Source organism: Salmonella sp. FC25216, from assembly GCF_057751355.1.
Genome location: NZ_JBDGON010000001.1, coordinates 657,811 through 680,089, shown reverse-complemented (window position 1 = coordinate 680,089; position 22,279 = coordinate 657,811). Strand labels below are relative to the sequence as shown.

The following is a 22,279-nucleotide window of genomic DNA, read 5'->3' as shown; positions in this document are numbered from 1 at the left end:
GGGATGATATTCGGATGGAGAGATGGCAGAGCATACCGTTACACTTCTGTACCGGAAGTGAGTTACTCGCCCCTTCATAACACTCTCGATGACCCGCCATCATTGCATAATGATCTAATTTTTCCTGGAAGATTTGGCTCCCCCTCAGACTTAGTACTTATGCCCCTTCTATAGATTTGCGCTCTTATCATCTTAATACAATCAGAATAGTTTCGTGTAGCGACGTTATTATTATGTAATTTATGAATACTTTTTCGCAAAAAATAGACGTTTTTAATATGTGAGATTTTTTTTACCGTACAAGTTATAGATACATAAATATCCTTTTTGGGTAAATGACTTTCTATTATCGCATACCTATTTATGGTTATGCTCCACGTTAAGGAGCATAAATCGTGGTTTGTGGCTATTTTTATATAAATAAAAGACCGTTTTTGGCCTTTTCTTTTATTGTTAATAATTATTACTCTCACTGGTCTGATTTGCACTGGCAATTTTACGTATATTGAAGTCCCTATTTTCTTATGCTTTAATAATGAAACATTAATTTTACATAAGGAGATCCTATTTCTATACGATATGATTTATATTGATGGGGGTGCGATTTGCAAACCGTTCCCATATTAAATATTTAGCTAATAATATTATTTACAGAATTTAAATCTATATTCTGGAATAGCTATTTTTTGTCGAGTGGGTAGGGTAATTTTCGATGAAAACTATTTAACTAAAACAGCATAAGCAAAGAAAAAGTGAAGTTATTTAGTTAAAAAATAACGCACCTTAATTTTGATACATACACGGTATTATCATGTCCATATTTATAAAGACAAATAATGCCAGAAAATCATAACGTCTAAAAGTACATTGGTAGCTGAAAGCCAAGGGCGGTAGCGTTCCATCCCCCCAAAGTCTCAATCTCTTTTATTTCTCTATATCCTAAAATATCTTTTTACCCGCTGTGTAATATCAGGAGTTGACATGGAAGACGAAGGTAATCCGTGGCCTAGTTTTGTTGATACATTTTCAACAGTGCTATGTATATTCATATTTCTCATGTTGGTATTTGCACTTAACAACATGCTTATTATGTACGATAACTCAATTAAGGTATATAAAACAAGTAATGCAGAAAATATCAATCCTAATGCTAAAGAAATTAAGGATGAAAAAGAAGTTATAAACGAATCTACTAAAGTAGATGAAATAGATAAAACGAAAGCCATTGATGAAAGGAACTTTAGTGGCACTACTGAAAAAACGGGGAAAGAAAAGGGTATCTATGATATCGCTAATGGGCAACGGGTTGATATGACCGCGACAGAAAAGGAATTTATTATTACCTATTACGGTAGGTTAAGAAGCTTTTCAGAGGAGGATATAAAAAAATTAACCGCTTGGTTAAAAGAGCATGGAAATAATAAATTATTAATAGAAATGATTGTTCCTCAGTCGGATATTTCTTATTCGGACTCTTTGCGTTTGGGCTACGAACGAGGGATTATTTTAATGAAAGAAATTAAGATAATCTGCCCTGAGGTAGATATTGATATGAGTGTTAATTCAGGAACTTCAGGAGTAGGTGGCAAAGCCATTATTACAACTGTCGATAAAAAGGTGTCAGAGTGAAATCTATAAATAAGTATCGCTATTTCTTTACCTGTTTCCTTATCGCAATAATTCCTTTTATTGCTTTGTCTTTTGATGGGATTAGGGGTTACGTTTTTGATAATTTCATGGTATCTGCGATCTATAACAGTGTTATTATCGCTATCTATATTATGGGATCTGTATGCACATTATTTACCGTATTTAAAAATTGCGATGCAAGAGAAATTTTAACTACCAATAATGCCAATAAAAAAAGCTCTACACTTTCCAGTCTTAATCAGGTCATTTTTGCTGATGATTTCATGAAGTGTGATTCCAATTTATTAATAGAGTTAGATGATAGTGTGTCGACAGCTCGTAATCAACGATTATCATTTATTATGAGTTGTAGTAATGTCTCTACTCTAATTGGTTTATTAGGAACATTTGCAGGCTTGTCTATTACTATTGGATCAATAGGCAATCTATTGAGCACCCCATCAGGAGTTGGTGGAGAAAGTTCCAGTAATACTTTACATATGATTGTTACGATGGTGGCATCGCTTTCTGAACCATTGAAAGGAATGAATACTGCTTTTGTTTCATCTATCTATGGGGTTGTGTGTGCTATTCTTCTAACATCCCAAAGTGTTTTTGTTCGTAGTTCTTATGCTCTTATTTCTGCTGAAATTAAGAGATTAAAAGTAAAAAGAAGTCGGGCAAGTAGTAATCGACAACGAAGCTTACGGATAGAATCAGAGACACTTTTCGAATTTAAGGAACTATTTAGAGAGTTTTTCGACAACTATAAATCCATTGAACTTTCACGCACCCAAGCAGAAGAAAAAAAACTGACGGTTTTTTCTGATGGCCTATCCAGCTTACAGAATAAATTATCTGATAATACTGTGATATTAGAACAGCTTTCTAAACAGGTTGATAATTATATAAATATTAGTAATAAGCATTACATCCAAATTTCTGACAACATGGATAATGTGGCAGAACATTTATCGAAAGGTAATGCCTTAATTTCTGAAAATAACGTGATGTTAGCTCAATTAAACCATACACAAGACTCTATAGATAAAAAGAACGATACAGTAATTGCATCACTTGATAGATGTCATCAGGAATCTGTTTCCCAAAGAAAAACCATAGATAGTATTGCTATCGAAAACGTAAAGGTTACTCACCTTGTCACAGAGATGAAAGCTGCCATAGATGAGGATAGTAATAATATTCATTCAGCGTTATCCAACTTATCTGCTGCAGATGAAAAAATTATTGATAGAACAAAAATGATAGGTGCTGAAATAGTTAGTTATCGTGAAACATATATCCCATTAATGGAAAAAATAACGTTGATGCATCAGAAATTATTAAAGCAGAGCTTATTACATGATGAGGTAAAAAATGAAGATTAAACATTTTTTATTAACGGCAGCTTTTATTATGCAAGGTGCTCATGCTAGTGAATTTGCAATACTGCCATTAAGTAAGTTGGTGGATGCTGCATTAAAACATCAGCCATCTGTTGCTATTTCCTATTACGAAACTGAAAAGAAAAAAAGTGATTTAGAAGCTACGAGGGCTTCGCTTTATCCTACATTGGATCTATCGTCTGGTATTAATAATAACAGAAAAGAGTCTTCCGGTGATGAACGAAATATTGAAAATAAAATTTCACTATCGTATCGGATTACTGATTTTGGTGTAAGAGGAGCAAATATCAGAAAATCTGAATATGAAAAAAACAGTAGTGATATTGATTATGAAAAAACAAAAAACACAGTAGCTCAAGAGGTTATAACAACTTATTATAATATCAGTAAATATCGTGAAATGATTGATGGTATAAATAAAGAGAAAGAATTTTATAAAAACATGTTGGGTACCTTTTCGCTATTGGTATCATCTGGTGTTGCTATGCAATCTGACTTGAGAAAAGTACAGGTTTCGATCGATGCATTGAATACCAGAAGTATTATGTATCAATCAATGCTGGATGATGAAATGTATAAGATGAAAAATATGACTGGCATGCAGTTATCGCCAGATCAAATCCAAAGTGATGAACATTTCGATTTATTTAAAAAATATATTTTTGTGGATAGCCCTGAAAAGCTTATGAATATGGTTATGAAGTACAACGATGACTATAAAATGCTTGTCAGCGCGCGAAAGGCGGCCTCAGAAGATATTAATGCTGCTAACTCTTCCTATTTCCCAACTGTCGATTTAGTGTCTAGCTATGTACAGAATAATCCAAGTGGCAGCGCCAAAAAAAGCGATTACGAAAATGAATTTAAGACAGGGGTTAATGTTAGTTTAAATATTTTTAATGGCTTCAGAAACTCAGCACAAGAAAGTAAAATGGTAGCCAGTTATTCTCAGGCAAAATTACAAATTGACGATTTTTTGCTGAAAACGCGTTATAACATCGATTCCCAACTTTCAAAGTACAGTGCAGCAAAAGAAACATATTTAGTAGCTGAACGTTCTCATAAAAATGCTTTGCAACTTACTGGGTTATATGAGCAAGAATTTCAGCTAGGACAAAAAAGTTTGCTTGATTTAATTTCTAGCCGTAATGAAGCATTTCAGGCATATGTAAGCATGGTAGATAGTAAATATAGTTTATATATGCTGAACCTACAGCAACTATCTTTAGTTTTTCATTTAATTGATTACCTGAAAGGAAATTCAGCTAGTGAGTTGAATATAACAAAATGAACAGGAAGCAGAGTGATCGTCTTATGATGATAATCATAACGCTAACAATTATGATTGTCATTCTTACCTATTTTGTAAAGATAAATTCTGTAGTGCATGGTCAGGGTGTTATTACAACCAAAGATAATGCTCAACTAATATCTTTGTCTAAAGGTGGAACGATACAAGATATTTATGTAACAGAGGGAGACACTGTAAAAAAAGGAGAGCTACTTGCAAAGATAGTTAACCTTGATTTACAAAAGGAATATCAACGTTATAAAACTCAAAAGGGGTATCTGGATAAAGATGTAAACGAAATATCATTCATTCTTGATAAACGAAATGAAGATGGATTAATTTCACTTGATGGTGTGAGTTCTTTAAGTAACAAAGAGGTAAAAGCTAATATTGAACTGGTTCATAGCCAGATAAGAACTAAAGAATTAAAAAAAAATTCTCTTGATTCGGAGATTGATGGATTACAGGAGAAATTAAATTCCAAAGAAAAAGAATTAGCTTTGCTCGCAGAAGAAATAAATATTCTCTCTCCTTTGGTGAAAAAAGGTATTAGTCCGTATACTAATTTTCTAAATAAGAAACAGGTGTATATTAAAGTTAAATCTGAAATTAATGATATTGAGAGCAGTATAACTTTAAAAAAAGATGATATTGAGTTGGTTGGTAATGACATTAAGGCACTGAATAATGAATTAAGGCTTTCATTATCTAAGCTCATATCTAAAAATCAGCAAGAGCTTGAAGTCGTTAACTCAACCCTAAACGTAATAGAAAAACAATTAGATGAAGAGGATATTTACTCACCTGTTGATGGGGTTATTTATAAAATAAATAAAAGTGCCACTACACATGGTGGTGTTATCCAGGCAGCTGACTTACTCTTTGAAATTAAACCGAAGGTGAAGACTATGTTGGCTGACGTAAAAATACCACCTAAGTACAGAGATCAAATATATTTAGACGAAGCTGTCAAACTGGATGTTCAATCAATTATCCAGCCAAAAATGAAGTCATATAGTGCGACAATCGATAATATTAGCCCTGACTCCTATGAAGAAAACACCGGAGGAACTATTCAACGATATTATAAGGTAATTATTTCATTCGACGTAAATGAAGATGATTTGCGGTGGTTAAAACCAGGCATGACAGTTGATGCCAGTATAATTACCGGAAAACATAGCATTATGGAGTACCTGCTGTCTCCACTGATGAAAGGCGTGGATAAAGCTTTTTCAGAACCTGTTAATACTAAAAGATTAAATCTTTCTTAGAGATAAAGATACGTTTATGAAAAACATGAATATAAAAAAAGTTTTTGCTGATCAGAATTCTGTGATTGACCTTTCCTCTTTGGGAGATGCCAAAGGAGCTAAGGTTTCTTTGGCTGGGCCGGACATGAATATTACCACGTCGCATGGTTCAGTCATCATTGTCAACGGAGCTCTTTACTCAAGCATTAAAGGCAACAATCTTATCATTAAGTTTAAAGATAAGAGTATCCCTGGTTCCAAAGTTATCGGGAGTGTGGATTTAAAAGATATTCAGCTTGAGCGAATTGATAGTTCTTTAGTTGATGCAGGTCTGGTGGAGAAGAAAGGTAACGGTAAAAATAGAAATGCCAGGAAAGATGAAGAACTACAAAAGCAATTAGATGATGCTGAGGGCGCAAAAAAAGAGGCCGATAAAGCAAAGGAAGAAGCAGAAAAGGCTAAAGAAGCAGCAGAAAAAGCGATCAGTGAAGCTTTCGAAATCCAAAATTCTTCAAAACAAATAGAAGAAATGCTGCAGAATTTTTTGTCAGATAATGTAGCAAAAGACAATTTGGCTCAACAAGATAATGCCATACAGCAAAACACTTTAAGCAAAGCAGCTCAAAATATTAAGCAGGATGAATCCGAAAAAATAACACCTCAACCTCTTAATAAAAATACAGGCAGTGGAAGAAGTAATAGTAGTAAGAATTATGATAATCAATTTGAAGCTGAACCTGTTAAAGAGAAACTAAAAATATCCTTTAAGCTTGCAGCAGAAAGCAATAGTGGAAGCAAAGATGATAGTATAACTAATTTTACTAAACCACAGTTTATTGGTAGCACATCACCAAATGCAACAGTGGTTATTAAAATAAACGGAATTTCTGTCGGTCAGGTTGTTGCCGATAAGTTAGGTAATTTTACCTTTACTGCTCCTGAGAAATTGGCCGATGGAACATACAATCTGGAAGCGGAAGCCACAACTAGTAACGCAATGGGTAGCACTAAGCTTGCCATTACTATAGACTCCGTTATTGATAAACCAAGTTTTGAACTTTCGCCAGAAAGCAGTATTCCTGGTCATCAAGGCTTAACCGCTACGTTGACACCATCAATTATTGGTACCGCAGAAGAAAATGCAAAGGTTAATATTTACGTTAACGATAAACTTATTACTAGCGTAGATGTTGATAAAAATGGTAAGTGGAGTTATGGATTTAAAGGTAAAGAATTAATTGAAGGAGATAATAATATTAAGGTTGTTGCAGTAGATAAGGCTGGCAACCAAAGTGAAATTTCAAATGTAATTACAATAGATACCATTCCTCCGGAAAAGCCGACAATTGAGCTGGATATTAATAGTGATTCTGGTGTTAAAGATGACAATATAACTAACAGTACATTACCTACATTTATCGGTGTGGCTGAGCCTGGGGCAACGGTTTCCATCTATATTGGAATTAAGCACCTGGGGGATGTTGTTGCTGCTAAAGATGGTTCGTGGAGTTATACGCTTACTGAGCCCCTGAAAGATGGCGAATACCATTTAACAGCGACAGCTACAGATATCGCCGGACATACCTCTGAAACATCAGATCTTACATTTACCATTGATACTCGTATCAGTTATTTTAGTGCAGAGCTTGATCCTGCCGATGATAGTGGTATCGTTGGCGATAATGTCACTAATAATAGCCGCCCTACTTTTATCGGGAAAAGTGAACCAAATACCACGATAAATGTTAAAAACTCTGAAACTGGTGAATTAGTTGTTCTTAAAGCCAATGCTGAAGGTGAGTGGCAATTTGCTTTTACTTCGGATTCCGCTGAAGGGGTTAACAACCTGGTTTTCACTGTTGAGGATGTGGCGGGTAACCAGAAAGATTTTTATTTTAGTTATGTTATTGATACAGTAGCGCCGACAGCCCCGACAGTTTCCCTGGATGATTTTGTAACATTACCAAACGGCATTATTTTATCAGGGGATGATACACCTGCATTGGTCGGTACGGCAGAGCCTAAATCTACAATATCAATTCTGCGAGAAGGTAAATTTTATGCCAGCATTGACGTCGACTCAAATGGCTCATGGAGTTATCAATTTAATGAAAAACTCCCGCAAGGGGTATATGACATTGAGATTGTTTCTCAGGACATAGCTGGTAATAAATCCTCGGCAATTAAATACTCTTTTACTATCCAGACTGAAGTTGTAATCCCAAAAGCCGAACTTGACGCGGTTGATGACTCTGGCGAGAAAGGGGACTGGATTACCAATAAGCATAACGCTCTGACTTTACTCGGGACTGCTGGTAAATTTGCTACTGTAAATATTATTATTGATGGCAAAGCTATTGGAGTGACAACAGCAGATGAACACGGGAACTGGACTTTTGATATTTCCCGTAATTTGTCTGACGATGTTTATACAGTGACGGTTGAGGCAGTAGACCCATTAGGTAATACTGCATCGGCTGATTATCAACTTACCATTGATAGTTTTACACCAATCCCTACTGTTATGTTGCATGATAGTGCTGACTCTGGGGTTAAAGGAGACCTGATTACAAGAGTTAATACGCCTTTATTTACCGGAAGTGCAGAGCCTAATGCTAAAGTCTCAATCTATGTTGATGGTATCTTAAGCGGTGAGGCCATTGCTGGCGATGATGGTGTATGGAACTTCCAATTTTCAAATATATTGCCTGATGGCATGCATGAAGTGATGGTAAAAGCGGAAGATATTGCTGGCAATAAAGCATCATCATCAATTTATAACTTCCAAATCCTTACGCATACACAAAAGCCAACCATTGAGTTAGTCGATGACACAGGGTTGGATAATACAGATCATATCATTAATGAAAAACGACCTGCCCTGACAGGGACTGCTGCACCTTATTCAATCGTAAAATTATATATAGATAATGCTTTGGTGGCTGAAGTCAGGACGAATAAAGACGGTGTATGGGATTATACTCTGAAACCAGATCAAAGTCTGGCTGATGGTGATCATAAAATAACCGCCACAGTAGAGGATATTGCTGGAAATATTGCACATTCTGACGCCTTTTTATTTAGTGTGGATACTACCATATCTATACCGGTAGTTTCACTAAGCCCTGATTCTGAGTCCGGAATTTTAGATGATAATTTAACGAATATAACTAAACCAACTCTTATTCTTAGAAATATTGATTCAGATGTTAGAAATGTTCAGGTATGGGATGCTATCTCTAATACACAGATAGGTATTGCTACCCAACAATCTAATGGAACATGGACATATACTTTTACTTCAGATCTGATTGATGGCCTGCATCAGGTATATGTTAAAGCTGAAGATATCGCTGGCAATAAAGTTACTGGTCCTACATTTGATTTTACTATAGATACGACACTTTCCATTCCGGTTATTTCTTTGATTGCAAAAGATGATACTGGCGTGGCGGATGATAATATTACCAATATTAATAAGCCTGACTTTATTATTAGTGGTATTGATTCTGATGCACACCGGGTAGTTGTACAGGTGACACATAATGGCGTGAATGAACAGATTGTACTGACTCAAGATGGCGGTAACTGGGTATTTACACCTGCCAGCACGTGGGATGATGGCAGCTATACACTGCAAGTGACGGTGGAAGATGAGGCGGGAAATATTCGCCAGTCCACACCATTAACAGTGAAAGTGGATACGCAAATCGCGATTAATAGCATCGAACTGATCAATGACACTGGTATTGCTGACGACAATATAACTAACGATATGCGTCCACACTTCCGTGTTGAAGTGCCAAATGACGTAAATATGGTACGTCTGAGTATTGACGGGGGCAAGACATGGGGGAGTGCGACGAAAAATACGGCAGGCATTTGGGATTACAGTTGGCCGACGAATGTAACTGAAGGGTCACATATCCTGACGGTAGAAGCGACCGATATTGCTGGTAATAAGTTAACGCAGACACTCGACTTTACTATCGACACTTTGTTGACTGTGCCGACCATCGCTCTGGATAGCGCCGATGATAGTGGTGTTACCGGGGATAATATTACTAACAGCAAAACGCCGGGCTTTACCCTCAGCAATATTGACGGCGATGTGATTCGGGTGGCGCTACAAATCACGCATAATGGCAAGAACGAGGTAGTGGCGCTGACGCAGAGTGGTGGTAATTGGGTATTTACGCCAGACCACGACTGGGCAGATGGCAGCTATACGCTACAAGTGACGGTGGAAGATGAGGCGGGAAATATCCGTCAGTCCACACCGTTAACAGTGAAAGTGGATACGCAAATCGCGATCGACAATATCGAATTGATTAATGACACCGGTATGGTCGGCGACAATCTGACTAACGACATTCATCCGCAGTTCCGTGTGACGGTACCAGATGATGTGGATAGGGTACGCCTGAGTATCGACGGCGGTAAAACGTGGGTTAACGCCACACCAGGCTTAATAAAAGGGAGTTGGGATTATACATGGCTGGGGAAAGTTCCCGAAGGTAAACACACGCTGATCGTAGAAGCCACCGATATTGCAGGAAACACGGCGACACGGACGCTGGATTTTACTGTTGACACCACACTGTCAGTACCAACCATCACGCTGGATACCGCGAATGACAGCGGTGTGGCTGGCGATAATATCACCAACGAAAAAACGCCTGGTTTTACCCTCGGCAATATTGATGCCGATGCGAGCCGGGTGGTGGTACAGGTCACGCACAATGGCAAGAGTGAAGAGGTGGAGCTGACCCAGACCAGCGGCAACTGGGTATTCACACCAACCAGCGCGTGGGCTGATGGCAATTACACCCTGACGGTAAAAGTGACCGACGAGGCGGGGAATACTCGCCAGTCAGCACCGTTGTCGGTGAAAGTGGATACACAGGTCACGATTGACGGCATTGTGCTGGTCAATGACAGCGGTATCACCAGCGATAATATAACCAATGAGGTACATCCTCATTTCCGTGTGACGGTGCCGGAAGATGTCAACGTTGTACGCCTGAGCATCGATGGCGGCACGACATGGATTAACGCCACACCGTCTTCTACCGGTATCTGGGATTACACCTGGCCGGACGCGGTACCTGAGGGGAAACATACCCTTGTCGTGGAAGCTATCGACATAGCTGGGAACAAGGCGACACAGGCGCTCGGTTTTACCATTGACACCACCCTGTCGGTACCGACCATCACGCTGGATACCGCGAATGACAGTGGTGTGGCTGGCGACAATATCACCAACGAAAAAACACCTGGTTTTACTATCAACGGCATTGATGCGGATGCGATCCGGGTGGCAGTACAGGTTACGCATAATGGCACGAACCAGGAGGTGGAACTGACCCAGATCGGGGGGCAGTGGCACTTTACGCCGGCCAGTAACTGGGTGGATGGCAATTACACGCTGACGGTGAAAGTTGAGGACAGAGCCGGGAACGTCAGCCAGTCCGCGCCACTGGCAGTGACCATCGACACGCAGACGGAGATTAACAACATTGTACTGCTCAATGATACCGGTATGCCGGATGACAATCTGACCAACGCTCTGCGTCCGGAGTTCCGGGTGACGGTGCCGGAAGATGTGAATGCGGTACGCCTGAGTATTGACGGCGGCAAGACGTGGGTGGATGCGAAGAAAACGTCGGCAGGTGTCTGGGATTATAGCTGGACAACAGACATCACTGAGGGCGTACACACGCTGACGGTGGAAGCGACCGATATCGCAGGGAACACGGCGACGCGGACGCTGGACTTTACCGTTGACACCACCCTGTCGGTACCGACCATCACGCTGGATACCGCGAATGACAGTGGTGTGGCTGGCGACAATATCACCAACGAAAAAACGCCTGGTTTTACTATCAACGGCATTGATACGGATGCGAGCCGGGTGGTGGTGACGGTTACGCATGATGGCAAAAGTGAAGAGGTGGCGCTGACCAAAAACGGAGGAGGATGGACGTTCACGCCGGACAGTGCGTGGACGGATGGCCGCTACACGCTGACGGTGACGGTGGAAGACGACGCGGGGAATATCCGCCACTCAGCGCCACTGGCGGTAACCGTGGACACACGGACCGGCATTAATAGTATTGAACTGGTGAATGACTCCGGTGTTGCTGGCGACAATCTGACTAATGAAATGCGCCCGCACTTCCGGGTGGAGGTGCCGGAAGATGTGAACGCGGTACGCCTGAGCATTGACGGCGGCAAGACGTGGATGCATGCGTCGAAGAGCGCGGCAGGTGTCTGGGACTACAGTTGGTTGACTGATGTGCCGGAAGGGACATACACGCTGACGGTGGAAGCGACCGATATCGCAGGGAACACGGCGACGCGGACGCTGGACTTTACCGTTGACACCACCCTGTTGGTCCCGACCATCACGCTGGACAACGCGGATGATACCGGTGAACGGGGTGATAACCTGACCAACCGTCCCCAGCCGAATTTTATCCTGCAACATATTGATGCCGACGTCGCTAGCGTTGTGGTAAGCGTGACGCATGATGGTACGACAAGTGTATTTGATGCGAGTCAGGAAGCTGGGGGGTGGCGTTTTACGCCGGATCGCGACTGGACGGACGGCAGTTACACTCTGAGTGTGACGGTGACGGATAAAGCCGGGAACGTAAGTCAGTCCACCCCTCTGACGGTAACAGTGGATACACATATCTCAATTGGTAAGGTTGAGCTGATTAATGACAGCGGCGTCGTTGGCGATAATATGACCAATGACATCCACCCGCAGTTCCGTGTAACGGTGCCGGAAGATGTGAATTCGGTACGCCTGAGCATCGACGGTGGCGCGACATGGGTTAAGGCAACGCAGGGCGCGGCAGGGATCTGGGATTATACCTGGCCAGATGACGTGAAGGATGGGAAATACACCCTGCAGGTGGAGGCGACCGACAAGGCAGGCAACACCATCACGCGGATGCTGGAATTTACCATTGATACCACGCTGACAACGCCGACCATTGCACTGGACCATAAGGATGACAGTGGTATTACTGGCGATAATCTCACCAACGCGAAAAAGCCAGGCTTTATCCTCGGTAATATTGATGTCGATGCGAGCCGGGTGGTGGTGCAAGTAACGCATGATGGCAAGAGTGAAGAGGTAGCGCTGACCAAAAGCGGGGGGCAGTGGAGCTTTACGCCGACAGCACCGTGGGGTGACGGCGGCTACACGCTGACGGTGACGGTGGAAGATAAAGCCGGGAACGTCAGCCATTCCGCCCCGCTGACGGTGACGGTGGACACGCAGACAGCCATTAACAGTATTGCGCTGGTTAACGACACCGGCATTCCGGACGACAACCTGACCAATGCGGTGCGCCCGCACTTCCGGGTGACGGTGCCGGATGATGTGAACGCGGTACGCCTGAGTATCGACGGCGGCAAGACGTGGGTGGATGCGAAGAGAACTTCCGCCGGCGTCTGGGACTACAGCTGGCTGACGGATGTGACCGAAGGGGCGCACACGCTGACGGTGGAGGCCACCGATGTGGCGGGCAACACGGTAAAAGAGACGATGAGCTTCACCGTCGACACCACGCTGTCAGTACCGCTCATTGCGCTGGACAGCGCGGATGACAGCGGCGTCAGGGGGGATGAACTGACCCGGGTGAACAGGCCGACGTTCTTACTGGACAACATTGATAACGATGCGCGTCATGTCACGGTGGAAGTTCAGCATGGCAGCACCAGGGAGGTGCTGAAGGCGACGCAGGGTGCGAACGGACGCTGGAGTTTCACCCCGGCGGGCGACTGGGCGGACGGTCAGTACACGCTGACGGTAAAAGTGGAAGACGAGGCGGGGAACATTCGCCAGTCTGCGCCGCTGACGGTAACGGTGGACACGCAGACGGCCATTGATGGCATCGAGCTGGTGAACGACCACGGAATTTCCGGCGATAACCTGACCAACGCCCTGCGCCCGGAGTTCCGGGTGACGACACCGGGAGATGTGAATACGGTTCGTCTGAGTCTGGACGGCGATACGAACTGGGTGAACGCGACGAAGAATGCCGCCGGGGTCTGGGAATACAACTGGCCGGGCGACGTGGGCGAGGGTAAACACACGCTGACGGTGGAGGCGACGGATGCGGCGGGCAACACGGCGACGCGGACGCTGGAGTTTACCATTGACACCACCCTGTCGGTGCCGGTCATCACGCTGGACAGTGCGGATGACAGCGGCAACAGGGGAGATAACGTCACCAGCGTCAGGTCGCCGGGCTTTACCATCGAAAATATCGATCCTGATGCGAACCGGGTGACGGTACAGATCGCGCATGACGGCAGCAGCCGGGAGGTGGAGCTGACCCAGACCGGTGGCCGGTGGCACTTTACGCCGGACAGCGCGTGGACGGACGGGAGCTACACGCTGACGGTGAAAGTGGAGGACAATGCGGGAAATATCCGTTATTCCACGCCGCTGGACGTGAAGGTGGACACACATACGTCAATTAATCGTATTGAGCTGGTCAATGACAACGGCGTCCCGGATGACAACCTGACCAACGAGATGCGCCCGCAGTTCCGGGTGACGGTGCCGGAGGATGTGACCGTGGTACGCCTGAGCCTGGACGGCAGCGGCGACTGGGTGAACGCGACGGCGGGAGCAACGAAAGGGGAATGGAACTACAGCTGGCCGTCAGACGTGGGCGAGGGTAAGCACGTGCTGACGGTGGAGGTGACCGATGCGGCGGGCAACACGGCGACGAAGACCCTGGACTTCAGGATTGACACGAGGCTGTCGGAGCCGGTCATCACGCTGAACAGCGCGGATGACACGGGCGTGCCGGGAGACGGTCTGACCAGCCGCGCGCAGCCGTCGTTCACGCTGCAGGATATCGATGCCGATGTGGTGAGAGTGACAGTGAGCGTGGAGCACGGAGGAAGGACCGAGACGTTTGACGTGTTACAGGGCGCGGGCGGATGGATCTTCACGCCGGCGGCGGCATGGACGGACGGGAGCTACACGCTGAAGGTGACGGTGGAGGATGAAGCGGGCAATATCCGTCATTCAGCGCCTCTGGACGTGAAGGTGGACACACAGACGGCGATTGACCGTATTGAGCTGGTGAATGACAGCGGCGAGCCGGCAGATAACCTGACCAACGATGTGCGACCGGAGTTCCGGGTGACGGTGCCGGAGGATGTGAACAGGGTGCGGGTGAGCCTGGACGGGGGTAAGACGTGGATGGATGCGACGAAGGCATCGGCAGGCGTCTGGAGTTATGCCTGGTCGTCTGATGTGACCGAAGGCGCGCACGTGCTGACGGTGGAGGCGACCGATATTGCGGGCAATACGGCGACGCGGACGCTGGGCTTCACCATCGACACCACGCTGTCAACGCCAACCATTGAATTAGCGCCAGATCAGGATACCGGGCAAAGTAAGAATGATAATCTGACCAGTTTAACTCAGCCGGTTTTTGTTTTGGGTCATATCGATAATGATGTCCAAAGAGTTGAATTACAGATTGAGCATAACGGTACATTTAAAAACATTATTTTAACCGAATCGGCAGATGGATGGCGTTATCGACCTGACGCGGCATTAAACGATGGTAGTTATAAATTGACCGTGACGGTAACTGATACGGCGGGTAACAAAACGACATCCGCTCCTTTAACGGTAACGATAGATAGTACGTTGAGTACCCCGGTAATTGCGTTGGCTAATGGCGAAGACAGCGGCGTGGTTGGCGATCAGCTTACTAACCACGATCATCCGGTATTTGACTTGAGCCATATTGATTCTGATGCCTTGCACGTTATGGTCAGGGTTACTCATAACGGTAGCTCTCATGAGGAAGCGGCGGTATTTAACAATGGTAAATGGAGTTTCAGTCCTTCTGTGAGTTGGGCGGATGGCTTATATCAATTAGCTGTTGTTGTAGAAGATCGGGCGGGGAATGTAAAAGAATCTGCGCAATTAGATGTCCGTATTGATACTACGACCACTATCAACAATATCGTGTTGCTTAATGACACTGGCGTTCTCGGTGATCAATTAACGAATAACGCTAAACCATCATTCAGAGTTGAGGTTCCTGCGGATGTTGCCCAGATGCGCGCTACTCTTGATGGCGGCACAACCTGGATTCCGATACGGCGAAATGCGGATGGACAGTGGATTTTTGCAAGCACAAATAATCTGACTGATGGGCAACATACGCTTCGTATCGAGGCTACAGATACAGCAGGTAACGTTGCGAGCAAAGATTTAGTCTTTAATATCGATACTCACTTACAGATTCCGACAATTGCTTTGGGGGCCGGACAGGATACTGGAGCGAATACTTCCGACCATATTACGAATATTTCACGGCCCACTTTTGTTATTGGCAATGTTGATGCCGATGTTATTAAGGTAATGGTAACTATTGGTACCAATACTTATAACGCTACTAAAGTGGGGGGGACATGGGAGTTCAGACCGGATAATGCGATTCCTGATGGTTCTTATAATGTGAGCGTTACTATTGAGGATAAAGCAGGGAATATAGCGACATCTCAACCGTTATCTATAATGGTAGATACGAGAGCCGAAATTAATAGCGTAACGCTATTAACAGATAGCGGTGATAGCTCTTCAGATAATATAACCAACGTAAACAAGCCGCAGTTTGAAATTGTGGCTGCCAATGATACTGTACAGGTACGCGTTAAAATCGATAATACGGGTAATTGGATTGATTTAACGCAGAGTGTTGAAGGACACTGGGAATTTAATGTAGGAACTGCATTACCTGATGGTCAACATTCACTATTAGTGGAAGTTGTCGATGTTGCCGGTAACGTTGCACAACAAACGCTTAATTTTACGGTTGATACCACGCTGCGTGAGCCAAATATTGTGCTTGACCCTACGCAGGATACTGGCGATGACAGTAATGACAATATTACTAATATTAATAAGCCGACATTTATTATTGGCAATGTGGATAATGATGTGTCACATATCGTTATTCATCTTGATGGTCGGGATTATATCATCGAAAATAATGGTGCTAAATTAACATTTACACCAGATAAGCCGCTGACAGATGGTCATCATACGCTTACTGTTACAGTGACAGATATTGCGGGTAATACAAAAACATCAGCTGAACTGCAGGTTGAAATAGATACCCAGGTACAAATTGACAGGGTTTCATTAACAACCGATAGTGGTGTTAATGATAGCGATAGAATCACTAATGTTGCTCGTCCATCGTTTAATATTGTAACACCTGATGATGTGACCAAAGTATTGGTTTCTTTCGACGGTGTTAACTGGAGCCCGGCAAGTAAGAATGCAGCCGGACAGTGGGACTTTACGGCGGGTAGCGCTCTATTAGAAGGTCATTATGTACTCCATGTGCAGGCAACGGATCGGGCAGGAAATACGGCTAATTCCAGTCTTGCATTTACGGTGGATACACATGTTGATGGCCTTAACATTACCATGCTGGATGATACAGGGAATGACGCGGCAGACCGTATAACCAATATTACATCGCCGCGTTTTGAAATCTCAGCCAGAGAATCGCTACAGGTTGTAACGGTGACGTTAAATGGGAACGTCACCACTCTCAACAAAGGGATGGGTAATAAGTGGATATACACTCCCGAAATACCATTACTTGATGGACATTATAAACTAGAGGTCACTGCTGAAGATATTGCTGGCAATACTATTAACCAGGAGATATCGTTCACTATAGATACGACTGTACCTGTGCCTGATGTCGATTTGTTGGATGCCGATGACTCCGGTGAAAGCGCTGTAGATAATATTACCAATGTCACTAAACCACGTTTCATTATTAGTGATATTCCTACCGATATTGACACTGTTACGATAAAAATTAACGGTGTCTCTTATCCTATTACTCTGGATGGCAGTAACACCGGGACATTCCAGGTTCCTGTGGCGTTAAAAGATGGTGTCTACGAAGCGGTTGTCGTCTTCAGAGATCTTGCAGGTAATATATCCGAGACGAAACTACCATTTACCATTGATACGGCAACAAGTGTTAGTGTTCGAATGGATCCCACATCAGATACGGGAAGTTCTAATAGTGATAATCTCACTAACAGAAAAAGTCCTAAATTCGGCGGTACTGCGGAACCGGATGCAAAACTTGTTATTACCATTATCGATGATACATCAGGTCATGAGGTGTTGAAAAAACTGGTCACGGTTGGTGTTGATGGTAACTGGAGTATGACGCCAGATGCCCTGGCAGATGGTATCTACACAATTAAAGTTGTCTCAACAGACGTTGCAGGAAATACGGCGGAGGCGCAAGATAGATTTACTATCGATACGGTAACGCCCGATCCAACAATTCAGCTTACGGATTCATCAATTGATGATATGCATGAAGCTACCAGCCTGCGACCTGAGTTCAAGGGTATCGCAGAAGCATTTTCAACTATTATGATCCAGTGGGATGGCAAAGTTATCGGCTCAGCCAATGCGAATTCGAATGGCGAATGGAGTTGGACTCCCCCATCAATATTAACACCAGGTTCTTATGTCATTAGTATCGTTGCCAAAGATAAAGCGGGTAATGAATCGTCACAAGTTGACTTTCCAGTCGTAATACCTGTTATTGATGTAACCCCTCCTACGATTAAGCTAAGTGATGATAGTGATAGCGGGGCATTGGGGGACTTTATTACTAACGATAAAACGCCGACTCTTATTGGGAGCACATTACCCAATACTATTGTCAGCATTTATATCGACGGTAAGAAAGTTGGCGAGGCAACATCGGATACCGCAGGTCGATATGCCTTCCAGATGCAGGAACAGCCTGACGGGACGTACGTTGTGGAAGTTGGTATATTAAATCCACGCGTCAATGAAGAAATTCGCTCAGCAGCCGTTAGCCTCGTTATTGATACTCAGGTCGCTGACCTTGAATGGCATATATCTGGGATACATGAAGACAAATATATTAATACTGTAACGCCGGAAATTAGTGGCACAAGCGAACCAAACAGTAAAATTACGGTTTTTGTTAATGGGATTGAAAAGGCTGCTGCTTATACTACTGCAGGCGGGCATTGGGGCGTTATATTACCTACTTTAGGGAATGATGGTAATTACGTATTAACGTTCAAAGTTGAAGACATTGCAGGAAATGTTAAAGAGTTTGGCCCTCAAGAAATAACGTTAGATACGGTAATTGCTCCGTTGACAGTTACACTGCGAGAAGTTGATGATTCGGGTAAACTGGGAGACTGGATCACCAATAAATCACATGTAAATATAGATGGTACTGCGGAGGCAGGAAGTACCTTAACTATTAAAACTCAGGGAGGAGTCGTTGTTACTACTTTTGAAGTAGGAAGTGATGGGCATTGGAGTGCAGAGTTAGATCTGAGTAACGGTAATAATATCTTTGTTGTTGAGTCAGTAGATAAAGCGGGTAATAGTCAACAAAAAGAACTTTTAGTAGAATATGACACGCAGATCGAAATCAGTGCTATTTCTTTAAGCCGAGATAGTAATAGTGGTGATAAATATGATCTCATTACCAACGATAAATCGCCAGAGCTAGTCGCAATGACCGAACCTGGAGCAACAGTACAGGTTTATATTAATGATGTATTGCAAGCTACGGTAGAAGCTAATTCTGCAGGTAATGTTAGTTATACCATGCCAGCGAATAGCGCCGATGGTAACTATCATGTGCAATTTGTTGCTACCGATATAGCCGGCAACCGAACTGAATCTGCTGTTGCGACAGTGACGATCGATTCTGAAATTGCTGTGTTTACTATTGATGAAGGTTCATTACCGACTATATCAAATAGTCGGGCATTGTCAGTCGCTGGGCAAGGTGAGGCAGGCGCTCAGGTAAGCATCTTTGTCGATAATAAGCTGGTCAATGTGGTCATGGTTGAGGCTGATGGTTCCTGGCGTGCTCCGATATTGCTGCAAGATGATGGTACGTTTAAGATTCATTTCAGCATTACTGACATTGCTGGCAACACCCAGGCGAGTAAAAATTTCAGTGTCGATGTCGATTCATCAACCGAATTTCCAACAATAACCCTTGAAGATTCGAGTAACTCAGGTTTGGTTGACGATCTGATTACTAATCATAATACGCCATCCTTTGTTGGTACTGCGGAAGCGGGTGCTACAATCCATTTTTATGTTGATGAAAAAATTGTGGCAAATATCCTCGTTCAAGATGATGGAAGATGGTCATATCAATTTGATAATTCTCTGAAAGATGGTGAATACTCCATTCGTGTTGTTGCGGAAGATACCGCTGGTAACAGGGCGGAATCACCTCGCTTAATCGTTACGATAGATACCAGTACATACATTGAACCTCCTACGCTGACAGCAGGATCTGATAATGGTATGTATATTAACGACGGCGTAACAAGTCAAACCAGACCTCAGTTTAGTATCAACGGTGAGTTTAACCAGAGTGTCCAAATTTACATTGATGGCAAGCTAGTCGATACGGTCACTGTGACAGACAGAAACCAGGTTTATCAACCTGTGGCTCCATTGGGTGACGGTTCTCATAGTATTTATTATGTCATTACCGATAAGGCAGGTAACACTGCAACATCTAAAACACTAGATTTTTCAATAGATACATCGAATAAAACTCCAGTGGTGATAGAGGCCATTGATGGTCATACACTAGCGGAGATGACCGGCAGTGATGGTAAAATATATATAACAGATACTACTCATAATATAATTTTTCGCGGAAGTGCGGAGCCTGATAGTTTAATGGATTTAACTATCAATGGGCTAAACGTAGGCCAGGTTTGGGTTAGTCAGACAGGAGAGTGGCAGATGCCAGTCAACTCTGTTTATCTCTCTCAAGGTCTTCTGGAGATAAAAATAAAATCTACAGACCGTGGCGGTAATGTAAACGAGAAAAGTTATTCTATCTGGGTGGATACGATGATTGAGGACTTTACCAGTGAACTTGATGACAATAAATCATCGTCGCAAAATGACTGGTGGAGTAATAATACCCTTATCACTATGAGAGGTCTGGGGGAGGCTGGCGCGACAGTATCACTAGTGCTGGCAGGTGTCACATTGGCAACGACAGTCGTTGCGGCTAATGGTCAATGGGCATTATCGACCGATCAGCTTCCGGAAGGAAAATACGATATCACTTTGAGTATTGAGGACAACGCCGGAAACAGGAAGGAAGAGATCCGTGAAATATTCATCGATCGCGCTGCACCGGTAGCACCTGCTATAACATATTCGGACATTGTCGATGATCTCGTCATTATGAAAGGGACGGGCGAAGCAAAATCAAAATTAACGATAACTGATAGCGAGGGTAATATATATACATTAACCGTTCCTGATAACGGGAACTGGAGTATGGCTATTCCCTATCCATCAGAAGGGAAATTTACTATATCGAGTACAGATCGAATTGGTAACACCAGTGATGTTGTCTCAGTCGATTTAATAAAAGAGATACCCACTATTTCGTTAGCGGTAGATTCGAATAGTGGATCTAAAGATGACAATATTACGCATGATAAACAACCTACCTTTATTATCGGAAATTTAGAAAGTGATATCGTTAACGTTCAAATAGATATTAACGGGATGGCATATAATGCTGAAAAAAGAGCGGATGGCGTCTGGTTCTTTACGCCAGATACCGCTTTAGCTGATGGCACCTATACGATATCGGTAACTGCGAATGACGCGGCGGGTAATCAGAAAAACTCGTTACCGATTACTGTCACGATCGACACTACGCTGAAGGTGCCGGAGATCGCGCTGGCGGCAGGCGAGGACACCGGCGCGTCAGACAGCGATAATGTGACAAATCACACCCAGCCGAAGTTCACTCTGCAGCATATTGACGCGGATGTGACCGGAGTGACCGTCAGCGTGGCGCATAACGGAACCACCGACACCTATCCGGCCACGAAGGGGGATGATGGCTGGAGCTTCAGTCCGTCAGCAGCCTGGAGTGATGGTAGCTACACGCTGAGTGTGACGGTGGTGGACGGTGCGGGGAACACGCAGCAGTCATCATCGCTGACGGTGACGGTTGACAGTACGCTGAAGGTGCCGGAGATCGCGCTGGCGGCAGGCGAGGACACCGGCACGTCAGACAGCGATAACGTGACAAATCACACCCAGCCGAAGTTCACTCTGCAGCATATTGACGCGGATGTGACCGGAGTGACCGTCAGCGTGGCGCATAACGGAACCACCGACACCTATCCGGCCACGAAGGGGGATGATGGCTGGAGCTTCAGTCCGTCAGCAGCCTGGAGTGATGGTAGCTACACGCTGAGTGTGACGGTGGTGGACGGTGCGGGGAACACGCAGCAGTCATCATCGCTGACGGTGACGGTTGATTCTACTATAACAGCGACAGCGCCTGTTGAGGCTGGTGATGTTAGTGAGTTCGCCATGGCAACCGATGTAGCTCAACCGGAATCTGAAAGGGTCAGCATTGAAAGTGAAAAAAATCATAGCCCAGCTATGTTTTCAATGATGTCTGCGGTTGGAGAAGTGGCTGCGCAGGAGGATGCCTATAACATCGTATTATTAAATACCGAGTCTGGTGATGTAACTGAACGTTCTATTAGTCAGACACCATCTTTTGCAATATCAGTACCTGATAATATTGTGAATGTTAGTGTTA

The 22,279-nt window shown here is 43.8% G+C and carries 4 protein-coding genes and 1 pseudogene; all 5 read left to right on the top strand.

What is annotated here, in order from left to right; translation table 11 throughout:
• Nucleotides 1-981: 981 nt before the first annotated feature.
• On the top strand, nucleotides 982-1,629 hold the full coding sequence (locus AC3G3F_RS03105; protein ID WP_023246298.1) for a hypothetical protein: 648 nt from the start codon (nucleotides 982-984) through the stop codon (nucleotides 1,627-1,629).
• Entirely contained in the window at nucleotides 1,626-3,017 is a 1,392-nt protein-coding gene (locus tag AC3G3F_RS03100; protein ID WP_023246299.1) for a MotA/TolQ/ExbB proton channel family protein, read from the top strand. The genes AC3G3F_RS03105 and AC3G3F_RS03100 overlap by 4 nt, the downstream gene beginning before the upstream one ends.
• Entirely contained in the window at nucleotides 3,007-4,326 is a 1,320-nt protein-coding gene (locus AC3G3F_RS03095; protein ID WP_488394416.1) for a TolC family protein, read from the top strand. The genes AC3G3F_RS03100 and AC3G3F_RS03095 overlap by 11 nt, the downstream gene beginning before the upstream one ends.
• Nucleotides 4,323-5,600: an HlyD family type I secretion periplasmic adaptor subunit gene (locus AC3G3F_RS03090; RefSeq protein WP_024149523.1), complete on the top strand. Its 1,278-nt coding sequence runs from the start codon at nucleotides 4,323-4,325 to the stop codon at nucleotides 5,598-5,600. Before AC3G3F_RS03095 ends, AC3G3F_RS03090 begins: the two co-directional genes overlap by 4 nt.
• A gap of 16 nt (nucleotides 5,601-5,616) precedes the next feature.
• Nucleotides 5,617-21,978: pseudogene (locus tag AC3G3F_RS03085) on the top strand (Ig-like domain-containing protein); the annotation flags it as partial.
• Nucleotides 21,979-22,279 lie beyond the last annotated feature (301 nt).

What these genes read in the sequence shown, in the direction of transcription:
- AC3G3F_RS03105 (WP_023246298.1), top strand. Translation starts at nt 982, where the DNA reads ATGGAAGACGAAGGTAATCCGTGGCCTAGTTTTGTTGATACATTTTCA.
- AC3G3F_RS03095 (WP_488394416.1), top strand. Translation starts at nt 3,007, where the DNA reads ATGAAGATTAAACATTTTTTATTAACGGCAGCTTTTATTATGCAAGGT.
- AC3G3F_RS03090 (WP_024149523.1), top strand. Translation starts at nt 4,323, where the DNA reads ATGAACAGGAAGCAGAGTGATCGTCTTATGATGATAATCATAACGCTA.